Source organism: Hyphomicrobiales bacterium (assembly GCA_030688605.1).
Classification (GTDB): Bacteria; Pseudomonadota; Alphaproteobacteria; order Rhizobiales; family NORP267; genus JAUYJB01.
This window is the reverse complement of the sequence record JAUYJB010000177.1, coordinates 1-14,680: the sequence shown is the minus strand read 5'-3', so window position 1 is coordinate 14,680 and position 14,680 is coordinate 1. Positions and strand designations below refer to the sequence as shown.

At 64.9% G+C, this 14,680-nt stretch carries 12 protein-coding genes, 1 tRNA gene and 1 pseudogene; 8 read left to right on the top strand and 6 right to left on the bottom strand.

What is annotated here, in order from left to right; all coding sequences use genetic code 11:
• Positions 1 to 8 precede the first annotated feature (8 nt).
• From Q8P46_18360 to Q8P46_18340, 5 genes are all read left to right on the top strand, one after another.
• A complete protein-coding gene (locus Q8P46_18360) occupies positions 9 to 1,505 on the top strand; it encodes an FAD-linked oxidase C-terminal domain-containing protein (protein MDP2622108.1) in 1,497 nt (498 codons plus the stop codon).
• Positions 1,506 to 1,513: 8 nt separating this feature from the next.
• The gene (gene glcE / locus Q8P46_18355; protein ID MDP2622107.1) at positions 1,514 to 2,737 is read left to right on the top strand and encodes a glycolate oxidase subunit GlcE; all 1,224 of its coding nucleotides are present in this window, start codon (positions 1,514 to 1,516) and stop codon (positions 2,735 to 2,737) included.
• A 6-nt stretch (positions 2,738 to 2,743) separates the two neighbouring features.
• A complete protein-coding gene (gene glcF / locus Q8P46_18350) occupies positions 2,744 to 4,051 on the top strand; it encodes a glycolate oxidase subunit GlcF (GenBank protein ID MDP2622106.1) in 1,308 nt (435 codons plus the stop codon).
• A gap of 136 nt (positions 4,052 to 4,187) precedes the next feature.
• The gene (locus tag Q8P46_18345; GenBank protein MDP2622105.1) at positions 4,188 to 4,415 is read left to right on the top strand and encodes a hypothetical protein; all 228 of its coding nucleotides are present in this window, start codon (positions 4,188 to 4,190) and stop codon (positions 4,413 to 4,415) included.
• The gene (locus Q8P46_18340) at positions 4,376 to 4,651 is read left to right on the top strand and encodes a hypothetical protein (GenBank protein MDP2622104.1); all 276 of its coding nucleotides are present in this window, start codon (positions 4,376 to 4,378) and stop codon (positions 4,649 to 4,651) included. The genes Q8P46_18345 and Q8P46_18340 overlap by 40 nt, the downstream gene beginning before the upstream one ends.
• 304 nt (positions 4,652 to 4,955) lie before the next feature.
• On the opposite strand, the gene polA is transcribed toward Q8P46_18340, so the two are convergent.
• Together polA and Q8P46_18330 are read right to left on the bottom strand one after the other, a co-directional pair.
• The gene (polA, locus tag Q8P46_18335; GenBank protein ID MDP2622103.1) at positions 4,956 to 7,898 is read right to left on the bottom strand and encodes a DNA polymerase I; all 2,943 of its coding nucleotides are present in this window, start codon (positions 7,896 to 7,898) and stop codon (positions 4,956 to 4,958) included.
• A gap of 64 nt (positions 7,899 to 7,962) precedes the next feature.
• The gene (locus Q8P46_18330; GenBank protein ID MDP2622102.1) at positions 7,963 to 8,991 is read right to left on the bottom strand and encodes an acyltransferase family protein; all 1,029 of its coding nucleotides are present in this window, start codon (positions 8,989 to 8,991) and stop codon (positions 7,963 to 7,965) included.
• A 246-nt stretch (positions 8,992 to 9,237) separates the two neighbouring features.
• Here Q8P46_18330 and Q8P46_18325 point away from each other — a divergent pair.
• Together Q8P46_18325 and Q8P46_18320 are read left to right on the top strand one after the other, a co-directional pair.
• Positions 9,238 to 9,314: transfer RNA gene (locus Q8P46_18325), tRNA-Arg, on the top strand.
• Positions 9,315 to 9,428: 114 nt separating this feature from the next.
• Positions 9,429 to 10,514: a site-specific integrase gene (locus Q8P46_18320; GenBank protein MDP2622101.1), complete on the top strand. Its 1,086-nt coding sequence runs from the start codon at positions 9,429 to 9,431 to the stop codon at positions 10,512 to 10,514.
• A gap of 21 nt (positions 10,515 to 10,535) precedes the next feature.
• Here the strand turns inward: Q8P46_18320 and Q8P46_18315 are convergent, their stop codons facing one another.
• From Q8P46_18315 to parA, 4 genes are all read right to left on the bottom strand, one after another.
• Entirely contained in the window at positions 10,536 to 10,754 is a 219-nt protein-coding gene (locus Q8P46_18315; GenBank protein ID MDP2622100.1) for a hypothetical protein, read from the bottom strand.
• A gap of 200 nt (positions 10,755 to 10,954) precedes the next feature.
• On the bottom strand, positions 10,955 to 11,695 hold the full coding sequence (locus tag Q8P46_18310; protein ID MDP2622099.1) for an HTH domain-containing protein: 741 nt from the start codon (positions 11,693 to 11,695) through the stop codon (positions 10,955 to 10,957).
• Positions 11,696 to 12,079: 384 nt separating this feature from the next.
• A complete protein-coding gene (locus Q8P46_18305; GenBank protein ID MDP2622098.1) occupies positions 12,080 to 12,544 on the bottom strand; it encodes a hypothetical protein in 465 nt (154 codons plus the stop codon).
• The gene (gene parA / locus Q8P46_18300) at positions 12,489 to 13,163 is read right to left on the bottom strand and encodes a ParA family partition ATPase (protein ID MDP2622097.1); all 675 of its coding nucleotides are present in this window, start codon (positions 13,161 to 13,163) and stop codon (positions 12,489 to 12,491) included. The genes Q8P46_18305 and parA overlap by 56 nt, the downstream gene beginning before the upstream one ends.
• 695 nt (positions 13,164 to 13,858) lie before the next feature.
• Here parA and Q8P46_18295 point away from each other — a divergent pair.
• A pseudogene (locus tag Q8P46_18295) lies at positions 13,859 to 14,569 on the top strand (ArdC-like ssDNA-binding domain-containing protein).
• The last annotated feature ends 111 nt before the right edge of the window (positions 14,570 to 14,680 follow it).

Below are 14,680 nucleotides of genomic sequence, written 5' to 3'. Positions count from 1 at the left end.
TGCCGCTGATGTCCCGTCTCAGCATGCCCGCTCCCGACACGGGCGTTCTCGCCCGCCGCGACGAGATCGTGCGCCGGCTCAGCGCCATCGTTCCCGGCGAGGGGGTCATCGCGTCGGAAAACGAGATGCGGGTCTATGAATCCGACGGGCTCACCGCCTACCGGCAGCTTCCCTTCATCGTCGTGCTGCCTGAGACCACACGTCAGGTCTCCGAAATTCTCGGCTACTGCCATACCGAAGGCATCAAGGTCGTGCCGCGGGGCGCCGGGACCTCGCTTTCCGGCGGCGCCCTGCCGCTCGCCGACGGGGTGCTGCTCGGCCTTGGCAAGTTCAACCGCATCCTGGATGTGGATTTCGCCAATCGCTGCGTCACCGCCCAGCCGGGCGTGACCAACCTGGCGGTGACCGGCGCGGTGGCGCACCAAGGCTTCTATTACGCGCCGGACCCGTCGAGCCAGATCGCCTGCACCATCGGCGGCAACGTGGCGGAGAATTCCGGCGGCGTGCACTGCCTCAAATACGGGCTCACCGCCAACAATGTGCTGGGGCTCGAAATGGTGCTGATGACCGGCGAGATCGTGCGCCTCGGCGGCAAGCATCTCGACAGCGACGGCTACGATCTGCTCGGCCTGATGACGGGCTCGGAGGGCCTGCTCGGCGTCATCACCGAGGTCACGGTGCGCATCCTGAAAGCGCCCGAGACGGCACGCGCGCTGCTCATCGGCTTTGCGACCAGCGAGGACGCGGGGAACTGCGTCGCCGAGGTGATCGGCGCGGGCATCATCGCCGCCGGCATGGAGATGATGGACCGCCCGGCGATCCACGCCGCCGAGGAATTCGTCAATGCCGGCTATCCGCTCGACGTCGAGGCGCTGCTGATCGTCGAGCTCGACGGCCCGGAGGCCGAGGTCGACCATCTCATCAGCCGCGTCGAGGAAATCACCAAGCGCAACAAGGCGAGTTCTCTGCGGGCCTCGACCAGCGAGGAGCAGCGGCTCAAATTCTGGGCCGGACGCAAGGCGGCCTTTCCCGCCGTCGGCCGCATCTCGCCCGACTATTACTGCATGGACGGCACCAGCCCGCGCCACCGGCTCCCCGAGGTGCTGTCGGCGATGCGTGGCATGTCGGAGAAATACGACCTCCGCGTCGCCAACGTGTTTCATGCCGGCGACGGCAATCTGCATCCGCTCATCCTCTACGACGCCAACAAGCCGGGCGAGCTGGAACGCGCCGAGGCCTTCGGCGCCGACATTCTGAAGCTCTGCGTCAAGGTCGGCGGCGTCCTGACCGGCGAGCATGGGGTGGGCGTGGAAAAGCGCGACCTGATGGGCGAGATGTTCTCCGAGGACGATCTCAAACAGCAGCAGCGTGTCAAATGCGCCTTCGACGACAAGCAGCTCCTGAACCCCGGCAAGATGTTCCCGACGCTGCACCGCTGCGCCGAACTCGGCCGCATGCACGTCTCCGGCGGCAAGCTGCCCTTTCCCGACATTCCGAGATTCTGAGGCGGGCGATGGCCGACCGGCTCAAGCCCCGCGACGCCAGGCAAGTCGAGCAGGCGGTGGCCTGGGCGGCGGCCGAGAAGCGCCCGCTCGCCGTACTCGCCGGAGGAAGCAAGCGGGCGATTGGCCGTCCCGAACAGGCCGAGATCACGCTCGACGTCTCCGGCCTGACCGGCATCACCCTGTACGAGCCGGAGGAGCTGGTACTCTCGGCGCGCGCCGGAACGCCGCTTGCCGAGATCGAGGCGGCAATCGGGGAGAAGGGCCAGGAGCTCGCCTTCGAGCCGGGCGATCTCGGGCCGCTGTTCGGCGGCGAGCCGGGCAAGGCGACCATCGGCGGCGTCATCGCCGCCAACCTCTCCGGCCCGCGGCGCATCAAGGCGGGCGCCGCGCGCGACCATTTCCTTGGGCTTACCGCGGTCTCCGGGCGCGGTGAGACGTTCAAGTCCGGCGGCCGGGTGGTCAAGAACGTCACCGGCTACGATCTCGCCAAGGGGCTCGCCGGCTCCTGGGGCACGCTCGCGGTGATGACCGATGTCACGCTCAAGGTGCTGCCGGCGGCGGAGACGGCGGCAGGCGTCGTCCTTACCGGTCTTGGCGCCGACGCGGCGGCAAAGGCGATGAGCGCGGCCATGGGGTCGGCCTGCGACGTGTCGGGCGCGGCGCACCTGCCGGCCGAGGTCGCCGCCCGCTCGGCGGTCGAGACCGTCCGCGGCGGCGGCCGATCCCTCACAATCCTGCGCCTGGAAGGCTTCGGCCCGTCCGTCGCCTCGCGGGTCGAGAAGCTGAAGCAACTGCTCAGGCCGTTCGGCGCGGCCGGGCAGCTCGGGGCCGACGATACGCGGCGGCTGTGGCGCGAGGTGCGCGACGTGAATTACTTCACCGCCGATCCCAAGCGTCCGCTGTGGCGGCTTTCGGTGCCGCCGCTCGAAGGCGGAAAGGTCGCGGCGCGCATCCTCGAACAGGCCGAAGGCCAGTGCCTGTTCGACTGGGCCGGCGGTCTCGTCTGGCTCGAGCTTGCGCCCAGCGCGGATGCCTGCGAGCCGGTCGTGCGCGGCGCGCTCTCCGAGACCACCGGCCATGCAACCCTGATCCGCGCCGAACCTGCCGTGCGCGCCGCCGTGCCGGTGTTCCAACCGCAGCCAGCGTCCCTCGCGGCGCTCACCCGGCGGCTCAAGGAAAGCTTCGATCCGGCCGGCATCCTCAATCCCGGCCGCATGTATGCCGGCGTGTGAGGGCCCATGCAGACGCTTTTCACCGACGAGCAGCTCCAGGACCCCGGCATCGCCGAGGCCGACGGAATCCTGCGCAAATGCGTCCATTGCGGCTTCTGCACGGCGACCTGCCCGACCTATGTGCTGCTCGGCGACGAGCTCGATAGCCCGCGCGGGCGCATCTACCTCATCAAGGACATGCTGGAGAAAGGCCGGCCGGCCGATGCGGGCTTGGTCAAGCATATCGACCGCTGCCTGTCCTGCCTTGCCTGCGTGACCACCTGTCCCGCCAGCGTCGACTACATGCATCTCGTCGACCACGCCCGCGCCCATATCGAAAAGACCTATCGCCGGCCGCTCTTCGACCGTTTCATCCGCGCCTTCCTGGCGCGCGTGCTGCCCGACCCCAAGCTGTTCGGCTGGGTGACGAAGGCGGGCAGCCTCGCGCGGCCGCTGCGCTTTATCTTCGCGCCGATACCGGGGCTGAAGCGCATCGCCGCCATGCTGGAGATTGCGCCCAAGCGCCTGCCGGCCGCCGCCGCCGCGCTGCCGGCCCTATCGCCCGCCGAAGGCAAGGCCAAAGCCCGCGTCGCCCTGCTGTCGGGCTGCGTCCATCCGGTGCTGCGGCCCGACCTCAACGAGGCGACCATCCGCCTGCTCAATCGCCACGGCGCGGACGTGGTCGTTCCCGACGGCGAGGGCTGCTGCGGCGCGGTGGTCCATCACATGGGCCGGGAGGACGAAGCCCTCGCGCTTGCCCGGCGCAATGTCGATGCCTGGATAAGGGAGATCGAAGGCCAGGGCCTCGACGCCATCATCGTCAACGTTTCCGGCTGCGGCACCACGGTGAAGGATTACGGCCACATGCTGCGCCTCGATCCGGCCTATGCCGAGAAGGCGGCGAAGGTCTCGGCGCTGGCCAGGGACATCACCGAATTCATCGGCGAAATAGGCCTTCTCGCCCCGGTGCGACATTCCGAACTGACCGTCGCCTATCACTCCGCCTGCTCGATGCAGCACGGCCAGAAGATCACCACCCTGCCGAAACGGCTTCTCGTTGAGGCCGGCTTTCGCGTCCGCGACGTGCCGGAAGGGCATCTGTGCTGCGGCTCGGCCGGCACCTACAACATGCTGCAGCCCGAAATCGCGCGCCGGCTTCGCGACCGCAAGGTGAGGAACATCGAGGCGGTCACCCCGGACCTGATCGCCACCGGCAATATCGGCTGCATGACCCAACTCGGGCCCGCGACCGCCATCCCCATCGTCCATACGCTGGAGCTTCTCGACTGGGCGACCGGCGGGCCGCGGCCGGCGGCGCTCGGATTGACGGGATGAGCGGCAGTTCGTTCCAGTATTTGAAAACAAAAACTCCTTTCCTCTTTGCGCCGCCCGCATTGCCCTAGACTACACGCGCATCGTGACCGTTTCGCTCTAGCCACGGGGCCGGCTGGCGCCGAGGGGACGCAGGACCATGACCGCCGCCACATCGGGGCGCGACCGCCGCGAAATCGTCCCGGGCGTTTCGATCACCGCGGCGCCGGGGTCGCGCCATGACGAGATCCTGACGCCCGAGGCCCTTGGCTTCGTCGCCGAGCTGCAGCGCAGGTTCGAGGCGCAGCGGCGACGGGGGAAATCTCGCGCGCCCAGATCTGGCAGTGGCTGCACCACAAGGCCAAGACCGCGGGCGGCGAGCGCGTGACCGAGGCCTGGGTCGAAAAGCTGATCGAAGACGAGATGAAGAAGCTGCGCCAGATGCTCGGCGCCGAGGCTTTCGAAAGCGGCCATTTCGCCGACGCCATCGAGATCTTCGAGCAGGTCTCCTTCGGCCCCGAGTTCATCGACTTCCTGACCCTGCCGGCCTACCGCAGAATCGTCTGCAACCCTCCTTGCCGGTCAAAGAGCGCGCTTTTCTGTTGCCGCGATTCCTTTTCTTAGGCGTCGCTTCCGGGCTTCACCCGGCATCGGATTTTCTTAAGTCCCGGTCGCGTCCTGCGGTAGCGTCGGATCACTTCAACTTTCCTGGGCGGCAACGCTCTCGGCCCATGTAGCCCGGATGGAGCGGCAGCGTAATCCGGGACCGGTCTCGTTGTCGCGCCGGTTGCCCTGGATTTCGCTAATGCTCCATCCAGGCTACGCTTGCTGTGATTGGATGAACCCCAAAACCGCGCGCACTCGCAAGACCGAAGACGATGTCTGCTGACCCATGGTTTCATTTGACTGTTGGTTCATTCAAGTCACGCTAATGCGCTTCTTCCCAGTTCGCCGCCGCGTGGGCATCGACGATGAGGGGGACGGAGAGTTTTATCGCCGGCTCCGGCGCCTCCTCCATGATCTTCTTGGCGAGGTCGATGGTCTTTTCGACCTCGTCCTCCGGCGCCTCGAACACCAGCTCGTCGTGGACCTGCATCAGCATCCGCGCCTTCAGCTTCGCCTTCTCGAGCGCCGCCGGCATGCGGATCATGGCGCGGCGGATGATGTCGGCGGCGGACCCCTGCAAGGGCGCGTTGATCGCCGCCCGTTCCATGAAGGCGCGCATCTGCGGGTTCTTGGTGTTGATCTCCGGATAGTGCGCCTTGCGGCCGAACAGCGTCGCGACGAAGCCGTGCTTGCGGCAGAAGGCCTTGGTCTCCTCGACATAGTCGCGGATGCCGGGAAAGCGCTCGAAATAGGTCTTGATGTATTCGGCCGCCTCGCCGCGCGGGATGCCGAGCTGGGCGGCGAGCCCGAATGCGGAGATGCCGTAGATGATGCCGAAATTGATCGCCTTGGCGCGCCGGCGCACCTGCGGGTCCATGCCCTCGACGGGAACGCCGAACATCTCGCTCGCCGTCATGGCGTGGATGTCGAGCCCATCCGCGAAGGCTTTCTTCAGCGCCGCGATGTCGGCCCAGTGGGCGAGCACGCGCAGCTCGATCTGGCTGTAGTCGGCGCTGATGAGCTTGTGGCCCTTCTCGGCGACGAAGGCGGAGCGGATGCGCCGTCCTTCCTCGGTGCGCGCCGGGATGTTCTGCAGGTTGGGATCGGAGGACGACAGCCTGCCGGTGGTCGTCGAGGCGAGCGCGTAGGAGGTGTGCACGCGCCCGGTCTCAGGGTCGATATGGGCCGGCAGCGTGTCGGTATAGGTCGATTTGAGCTTGGAGAGCTGGCGCCAGTCGAGAAGCCGCTGCGGCAGCGGGTGGCCCTGGGCGGCGAGATCCTCCAAGACGCCGGCGCCGGTCGCCCAGGCGCCGGTCTTCGTCTTCTTGGCCCCTTCAAGACCCATCTTGCCGAACAGGATGTCGCCGATCTGCTTCGGAGAGCCGGGGTTGAAGGGCTCGCCGGCGAGCTTCTCCAGTTCCGCCTCGATTGAGCTGAGCTTCTGCGCGAACTCGCCGGAAAGCCGCGCCAGCATCTGGCGCTCGATGCGCACGCCGTCGCGCTCCATGCGCGCCAGGGTCGCGACCATCGGCCGCTCAAGGGTCTCGTAGACCGTGGTCATGGACTCGGCGGCAAGGCGCGGCTTGAGCACCCGGTAAAGCCGCAAGGTGACGTCGGCGTCCTCGGCGGCGTAGGCGGTGGCGGCGTCGATGGCGACGAGGTCGAAGGTGACCCTCGCCTTGCCGGTGCCCGCCACGTCCTTGAAGGCGATCGGCGTGTGGCCGAGATGTATTTGCGACAGCTCGTCCATCCCGTGGCCGTTGCGGCCGGCGTCGAGCACATAGGAAAGAAGCATGGTGTCGTCGTAGGGCTTGATCTCGATGCCGTGGCGCGCAAGCACCAGCCAGTCATATTTCAGGTTCTGGCCGACCTTGAGAACGGCTTCGTTCTCCAACAGCGGCTTGAGCCTGGCGAGCGCCTCCTTCAGCGGGATCTGCTGCAGCGGCCCGCCGTCGCCGTCAAGATCGAGGCCGTCGCCCTTGCGGTGGCCGAGCGGCACGTAGCAGGCCCTGCCGGGGGCGAGCGCCAGCGACACGCCGACCAGGTCGGCCTGCATGGCGTCGAGCGAGGTGGTCTCGGTGTCGACGGCGATAAGGCCCGCCTCGAAACCTTCGGCGATCCAGGCATCGAGCTGCTCCACCGTCGCCACCGTTTCATAAGCGGTGTTGTCGACCGGCTGGCTCGCAGCCTCGGCGCGCCTGGTCGTGACCAGCGCCTGGGGCGTGTTCTCGACGCCTTTCCGCGCCGTCTTTGCGGCGGGTTTGGCCACGGGTTCGGGCGCCGCCGCGGCGACCGCAACCTTGGACGATTTGCTGCCGGCGGCAAGCTTGGCATCGGCCTCGATATCGGCAGGGTCGGCGCCGGTTGCTTCCGCGACCCGCCGGGTGAGCGTGTTGAACTCCATCGCCTTGCAGAAGGCGATCAGCCGCGCCGGATCGACGGTGCGCACGGCAAGCTCCGGCAGCGGCGTTTCGAGCGGCACGTCCTGCTTCAATTCCGCGAGTCTGCGCGAGACGCGCGCCTGCTCGGCAAATTCAATCAGGCTTTGGCGCCGCTTCGGCTGCTTGATCTCCCCGGCGCGGGCAAGCAGCGTCTCCAGATCGCCATATTCGGCGATGAGCTGGGCCGCGGTCTTGACGCCGATGCCGGGGACGCCGGGGATATTGTCGGTCGAATCGCCCGACAGCGCCTGCACCTCGACGACCTTTTCCGGCGGCACGCCGAAGCGCTCGGCAACCTCCGCCTCGCCGATCACCCGGCTCTTCATGGTGTCGAGCATGGAGACTTTCGGTCCCACCAATTGCATCAGATCCTTGTCGGAGGCGACGATGGTGACGTTGGCGCCCTTCTCGGCGGCCTCGCGGGCATAGGTGGCGATGAGGTCGTCGGCCTCGAAGCCCTCCTGCTCGACGCCGGCGACGTTGAACGCCTTGACCGCGTCGCGGATGAGGCCGAACTGCGGCACCAGATCCTCCGGCGGCTCGGGGCGGTGGGCCTTGTATTCGGGGTAGATGTCGTTGCGGAAGCTCCTGCCCGAATAATCGAAGACGACGGCGATGTGGGTTGGCTTTTCGCCGCCGTCGGCGTCGCGCAGCAGCTTCCACAGCATGTTGCAGAAGCCGGCGATGGCGCCGACCGGAAGCCCGTCGGAGGTCCGCGTCAGGGGCGGCAGGGCGTGATAGGCGCGGAAGATGTAGGAGGAGCCGTCGACCAGAATGACATGGTCGCCGGACTTGATCGGAACGGATGGGGCTTCGTCGCTCATGCAGGCGACTATGCCATGAGCGCCCCCGCTTTGTACCCCTTGTGTTGGCCCTTGGGGGGCGCGGTCAGGCGGCCGCGCGCAGCCTAAGCCCGCCCGCCTCCAGCCGCGCCCATTGCGGCCGGACGAAGAGGTAGCGCGCCGGCGTGCCCCGCACCATCAGATGCAGGATCAGCGGGCCGGTGACGCCGGCCGCCGTGACGGTCAACGAGATAAGGCCGAGATCGGAAATCACGCCGACCCTCAGAAGCACGATCCGCGTTGCCGCCATGAACAGTGAGAAGGCGAGATAGACGATGAGCGAATGCTCGCCGCAATAACGCAGCAGGTCGAACAGGCGCAGGCGCGCGAGAAGCGCCGAGGCAACGACCACCGCGGCGGCGCCGGCAAAGCCGAGCGCCAGGCTGACGAAGGGCAAAACGGCCCAGCCCGTCATGACGAACGTGGCGTTGACGAAGGCCCACAGGGCAAGCCCGCCAAGCGCCGGCGCCGGCCGTTTCTGCGCCCACCGGGCGAGGCGGAAGACGGTGGCGGCCATCGCATAGCCGATATAGAAGAAGACGAAGCGCTGCGCGAACTCGTCGATCACCGTCGATCCGGTCTCGACCGGCGCGATCTCGAGGCCGGCGAGGATGAGGAAGGCGACCCACCAGGGAACGCCGCGCACAAGCTTGGCGACGACGAAAAAGATCGGCAGAAGGTAGATGAACCACAGCGTGCCGAAGGGTTCGACATAGGCGAGAAGATAGGCGAGCGCCAGGCCGCCGAGCCCCCCGTCGGCGATCTGGCCCGGCGCCCGCAAGGCGAACTGGATCGTGACCCAGAGCGCGTAGAAATAGGCGAAGTGGGCGACCTTGCGGTCGAGATAGTCGCGCCGGTCGCGGTCGATGACCTGGGCGAGGAACAGGCCGGCGAGGAGGAAGAAGTCCGGCATGCGGAACGGCCGCGCGAACTCGACCAGGCCGTTCATCCAGCTCGCCTGGCCGGCCGCCGCCTCGACGCCCAGCGTCGAGTGCATCATCACCACCATGACGATGCAGAAACCCTTGGCGTAATCGACCCAGGCGACCCGTCCTGGCACAGTCGGTCCCGGCATGGCGCAGAATCCTTGATTCGACCTGTTCCGGCATCACATTGTGCAAGGGCCGGGCCGGACGCTTGCGCCGGCGCCGTTCACGCCGCATATGGCGGTGGAACGAAATCCACTCGAATCGAACCGGATTTCGCTCTTGTCTTTTTGTTTGAGCAAGTTCTGGTCGCAAAACCGGTTCCCACTCTTGCGGAACATGCTCTGGCGGATTGTCGCGCCGCGACCGATCGGTTATGGTCCCCCCTCTGCCACGCACCCGTAGCTCAGTTGGATAGAGCGCTGCCCTCCGAAGGCAGAGGTCACAGGTTCGAATCCTGTCGGGTGCGCCAAATTTTCCCTTAAAGACCAGATATTTACGAAGGTGCGCCGCACCGTTCCTGTTTCGTGCTTTACATATTGGGACAAATTTGGGACACTCGCTCTCGGTTTTTCGGAGCGGTCCCATGGCTACGATCAGCAAGCGCGCAGGCGGACAGTGGCAGGTGAAGGTTCGCCGCAAGGGCTGGCCGCCGCAATCGGCGACCTTCCCGACGAAGAAGAAGGCCCAGGACTGGGCGCACCGGATCGAAAGCGAAATGACGGCCGGTCATTTTGTGGACCGCTCCGCGGGGCAGCGCGCGACGCTCAAAGAGCTGATCGAGCTCTATCTGAAAGAAGTGACCGACAAGCGCCCCGGCGAATCCTCGCGTGTCGCCGAGCGCGCACGGCTTGAGCGCTTCCTGCGCGCAGAAACCGAACTCTGCGCCCATGCCGTCGCCAACCTCACCCCGGAGCATTTTGAAGGCTACCGCGACCGTCGCCTGGCCGGGCGCCTGAAGAGCGGCAAGACGATCGCGCCGGGGACGGTCAGGCGCGAGCTGACCATGCTCAAACGGGTCATCGACTACCGCAAGCGGCGGCTCGGGCTAATCGTGAACCCCGTCAACACCGAGGACGTGGCACGGCCCGCCGTCAACGACGAGCGCGACGTGCGGCTTTCGCAGGACGAGATCGCCCGCCTGCTGGACGCCTGTTCATCGGCGCGCGGCGCCTGGCTCCGGCCGTTTGTCGAACTCGGCTTCGAGACCGGCGCGCGCCGGGGCAGCCTCCTCGCCCTCAAATGGGAGGATGTCGATCTTTCCGGCCGGTCGGTCCTGCTGCGCGGCGTCAAGAACAGCCGCAGCCCGGAGAAGATCATCGATCACAGCGTCGCGCTGTCCCCGCGCGCTATCGAGATATTGAAGGCCCTGCCCCGCAGCCTTGACGGAAGGGTGTTCCCGATCACGGCCAACGCTTTCCGCCTCGCCTTCAACCGCGCGCGCAAGAAGGCCGGCCTTGAGCATTTCCGGTTCCATGACACACGGCACGAGCGGGTTTCGACGCTGGTCGAGGCGGGCTGGTCCGACACGGCCGTCATGGCGCTGTCCGGCCACAAGGACCCGAAGTCGCTCAAGCGCTACGCCAATCTCAGAAGCGAGCACCTGGCCGACGAGCTCGCCAAGCTCTCAAAGCCGCGCGGCGGGAAAAACCGGAACACGCAGCGTGCTTGATCCCGCGCGCGCTATAGCGCTCTATAGCCCTTGGCGGTGCGCATCGACAAAGGCTTCCAGATCCTTGACCGCGAAGAAGGTGCGCCGGCCGATCTTCGTCACCACCGGCCCCCTGCCCTTATAGACGAGGTCCTGCAGCGCCCCCACGGTCATGGACAGCGCATAGGCCGCGCCCTCATAGTCGAGGAGCAGCCGCGCCTTCCCGCCTTCCCGGAAGTCTTTTGCCGTGTGCCGGGTCATGCCCTGAGCATAACGGCACCGTCCCGCAAACGGCAGACTATCGCCGCAAAGCGCCTTTCCCCGATCCTCCGGCCCCCACTCTCTCCGCGAACACAATGTTTGTCATAACGCTTTGGCCCCGCCACACGCTCTCCTTGCCAAGCCGTCTTCCGGTATTTCGGCGTGCACAGAAGCCGATGGGAGAGCGCTTATGGGAAGGGTCAGCCTGTCAGGGGCGGCGCTTTTTTCATAAGACTGGGTGGATCGGTTTTCATAAAGGCGCGGAACACGCCTTCCATGCAGAGGAAGCTCCATTGCCGGACGGAAAGGTGCTCTCCCTTTCCTCTGAATTCTTGAGTCCTGTAATTCTGTGACTCTTTTGACGCCCCTGGATTCCGCAGCTTGCAGGGCCATTGCTGTTGATGATGCCGGGCGAAGAGCGGCTGGCACAGCGCAATCAGCAGGCCGGTGCAGAGCCTTGAACGCGCGCCGCGCACCACTTGCGTATGGATATAGCCCTCGCGCTCCAGCAGGCGCAGATAGCGCTGGATCGTGCGGCGCGAGCGGCGCAGCGCGTTCATCAGGTAGGTGACGGTGATTTCGGTGAAGCGCCCCGCCCTGTTCTGCCGGTAGATGACTTCGGCGAGCTTGCGGGCAAGCCGCCGCGCCCCGTCGGTCAGGTTGCTGTCGTTCTCAAGCGTCGCCGAGAGCGCGGGCACATAGGCGCCCGTCTCTTCCGGCCGCGCATGGCGCGGACGCTCATCCAGGCTGTAGCGGTGGCAGGTTTGCAGCGAGCGCTCACGGCGCGCCGTTCTCTCCGGTGAAGGACCGGGTTGATCGGCCTGCGACCTGGTCGGCTCTGTTGCCGGACGCGGTGGCGGGCTTCCAGCGATCCGCTCCTTCAAGGCGCGGTGCGCCTGCACCATAAGCTCCGATTCGCTCGGAATGTGGGTATTCAGCATCGTTGTTTTCTCCTTTCGGTTGGAGAAAACCCGCGGAAAATCAGGCAATACAAAATCGTTGCAAGAAGTTCTTGCATTAACGATCTTTATTTGAGATATTCGGATTAGGAATTTTGTTTATTTTTGAATATCTCAGGATATTTTTAGCCCGCTTCGGCGGGTTTTCTTTTTGTCTATGTCATTAAATACACCAATTGATTAGATATAATTCGTCGCGATCTGAATAGATCATCTGAAATTGTGGGAAATATTGACTTCCAGATCAAGTCTGTTCTCCAAACTAAGGCCAGCCGCGCCGTATCGCGCAGACAGTTGCGCGGAGATATTGCGGTTGCTCGCCTTCCCCGGCGCGCTTGATTCGAATGTTGTGCTGGTTGTATCGGCCTAACGGCGTCCGGCGAGATCGCCTTCAAGCTCGGCCGTGCGCTGTTCGATAAAGTCTCTCACCTCGTCCACCATCTTACGGCGGGTCGAGGCGCAAGCCGCCTTGAAGCGTGTGTGGGCGCTTTCGGGCAGATCGATCGTCAGCCGCACGATCGCTTCCAGGGTCCGTGTTTCCGTGTCTGCGGCTTTGCTGGTTTCTGTGTTTCCGTGCTTCTGTGGCGCAGCAGAATCGTCTTTCCGCCGATCCGGGTTTCCGTGTTTCTGTGAAACTTGGTTTCCGCCATCACGGACTTCCGTGCTTTCGTGTTCACGGGATTCCGCCTTCCTGCTTTCACGCTTTTCCGCCTTTGCGGTGATCTTCCTTCGCCTTTCGAGTGCCCGGCCGGTGTCCTCGAACGCCGCGATCTCTTCAGGCGTCGGCTGCCGCGCGGGTTTTTTCGCGCCGGTGAATGTCTTCGTACTCATCGAACTTCAACAACTCCTTGCTCAGTTTTCTAATTTCCTTCGCGGCGGGGCCCACCGGCGCCCATTCGAAAATCGTTTGCCCGACCGTCAGCGCCTCGGCGAAGGCCACGCGGTTATGAATCTCTGTCTTCAGAATGGGAATGCCGGCGTCGGCGGCGTAGTCTTTCGCTTCGCGCCCGATCACCGTGTTTCTGTGTTTCCGGGAAACCAGAAAGGCGGCTTCCAGGTTTTCCTTGAGCGCGCGGCCGTTATGGATGCCTTCAAGCGTTTCCGCCGCAGCCCAGAGCGAGGCACCACCGGGCTCGATTGGCACGATCACCAGGTCGGACGCGATTACCACTGAATGCGCGATGTCCTGGCCGCGCGCGGGGCCGTCAATGATCGTGTGCGTGTAATCGGCGGCAAGCGCCATCGCATCGCGGGCCATGCGCGGGCGGGCGAGGGAGGCCACGGTGAACGGCGTGTCCTCGCGCAGCGTCGCCCATTGCGCCGCCGTTTGCTGCGGATCGGCGTCGATCAGCAAGACTTTCCTGCCCGCTGTCGCGAGCGCCGCTGCCGTATTGATCGCCAGCGTCGTCTTGCCCACACCACCTTTTTGATTGAGAAATGAAATAATCATACGCAGAGTATAAAAGAAACATTCTGCAATACAGAAACACAGAAATACTTTTATCCACAAATACAGCGCTTTCGTTCAGTATCATCGAGATTGCGATCTATCTGCGTGCCAAGCTCGAAGAGATGCGAGACTTGCAAAATTCTTATTGCAGGGCCTCGGTGGCGCGCGCCGTGGCGGTGAATCCGGCTATCTCATGGACCACCGGCAGCGCGAATTTCTCCCTTCGCGATCTTTTCCTGCATTGCCGCAACTGGTTGAGCGCGCCCCTCGCTCCGCTCCGGACCGGGCTCTCGTGAACCGAACCCCTGTGTCGCCTGCGGCACAGCAGCGTTTCGGCCGTTCGGCTTCGATCCCGCGCGCGAAAACGGGTACGCCCTGGGCGCATTGCTGAGCCGCATCCGTGCCGCTCGTGCAGTGGAATGATCACGGCTTTGGCCCTGCCATATCGAGCCGTCTCCGTTTCGCTGTTCCTCAGTCAACGACGCAAGCCTGGCCGGGCGCGGCGCGCGGTCAATGGCCGCCCGCACCATCCGCCTTCGCTGAAGCTCCGGCTGACCGTGTTGGCCATGAGCCCGTCGCTCCTTTGCGCCATTGTGCGAAGCGCAAAGGCGTTTCGCTCCGTGCTGACCGCCCGCCTTATCCGCCCGTCCGTCTTCTTTCGCGTCGTGAGGAACATCAGCGAAAGGAGACAGATCATGACGAATAACAAGTCAAAGCAGGACATCTATTCCCGCATCACCAACCAGATCGTTGCCGCGCTGGAGCAGGGCGTGAAACCCTGGACCCAGCCGTGGAACGCCGCCCATGCCGCAGGGCACGTGTCGCGCCCGCTGCGCCATAACGGCCAGCCCTATGCCGGCATCAATGTGCTCACCCTGTGGTGCTCGGCGATGGAACGGCACTATGCCGCGCCAATATGGATGACGTTCAAGCAGGCGCTTGAGCTCGGCGGTCATGTCCGCAAAGGCGAGAAGGGCAGCCCCGTCGTTTACGCCAACACCTTAGTGCGCACCGAGGAAGGCGATAACGGCGAAGACGAGGAGCGCGCGATCCCGTTCCTGAAAGCCTACACGGTCTTCAACATCGAGCAGATCGAAGACCTGCCCGCGCATTACTATGCGCCCGCGAACGCCGAGCCGAACCCCGATCAGCGCATCGCCCATGCGGAAGGCTTCTTCACAGCCACCGGCTTCGATATCCGGCATGGCGGCGATAGCGCATTTTACGTGCCGTCGCTGGATTACATTCAGATGCCGCCCTTCGAGGCATTCCGCGACGCGCAATCCTATTACTCGACCCTCAGCCATGAGGCCACGCATGCGACCCGACACGAAAGCCGGCTCGACCGCGACTTCGGGCGCAAGCGCTTCGGCGACGAAGGCTACGCGACAGAAGAACTGGTCGCCTTATCTTGACAGTCTGCACCGACTCTCAGCGTCCTGCTGACGTCGATGCGACAGGACTGACGGAGGCGCTATCCAGGCCGGCCGCAGCGCTCCCACATAGCTGGCGGAGGC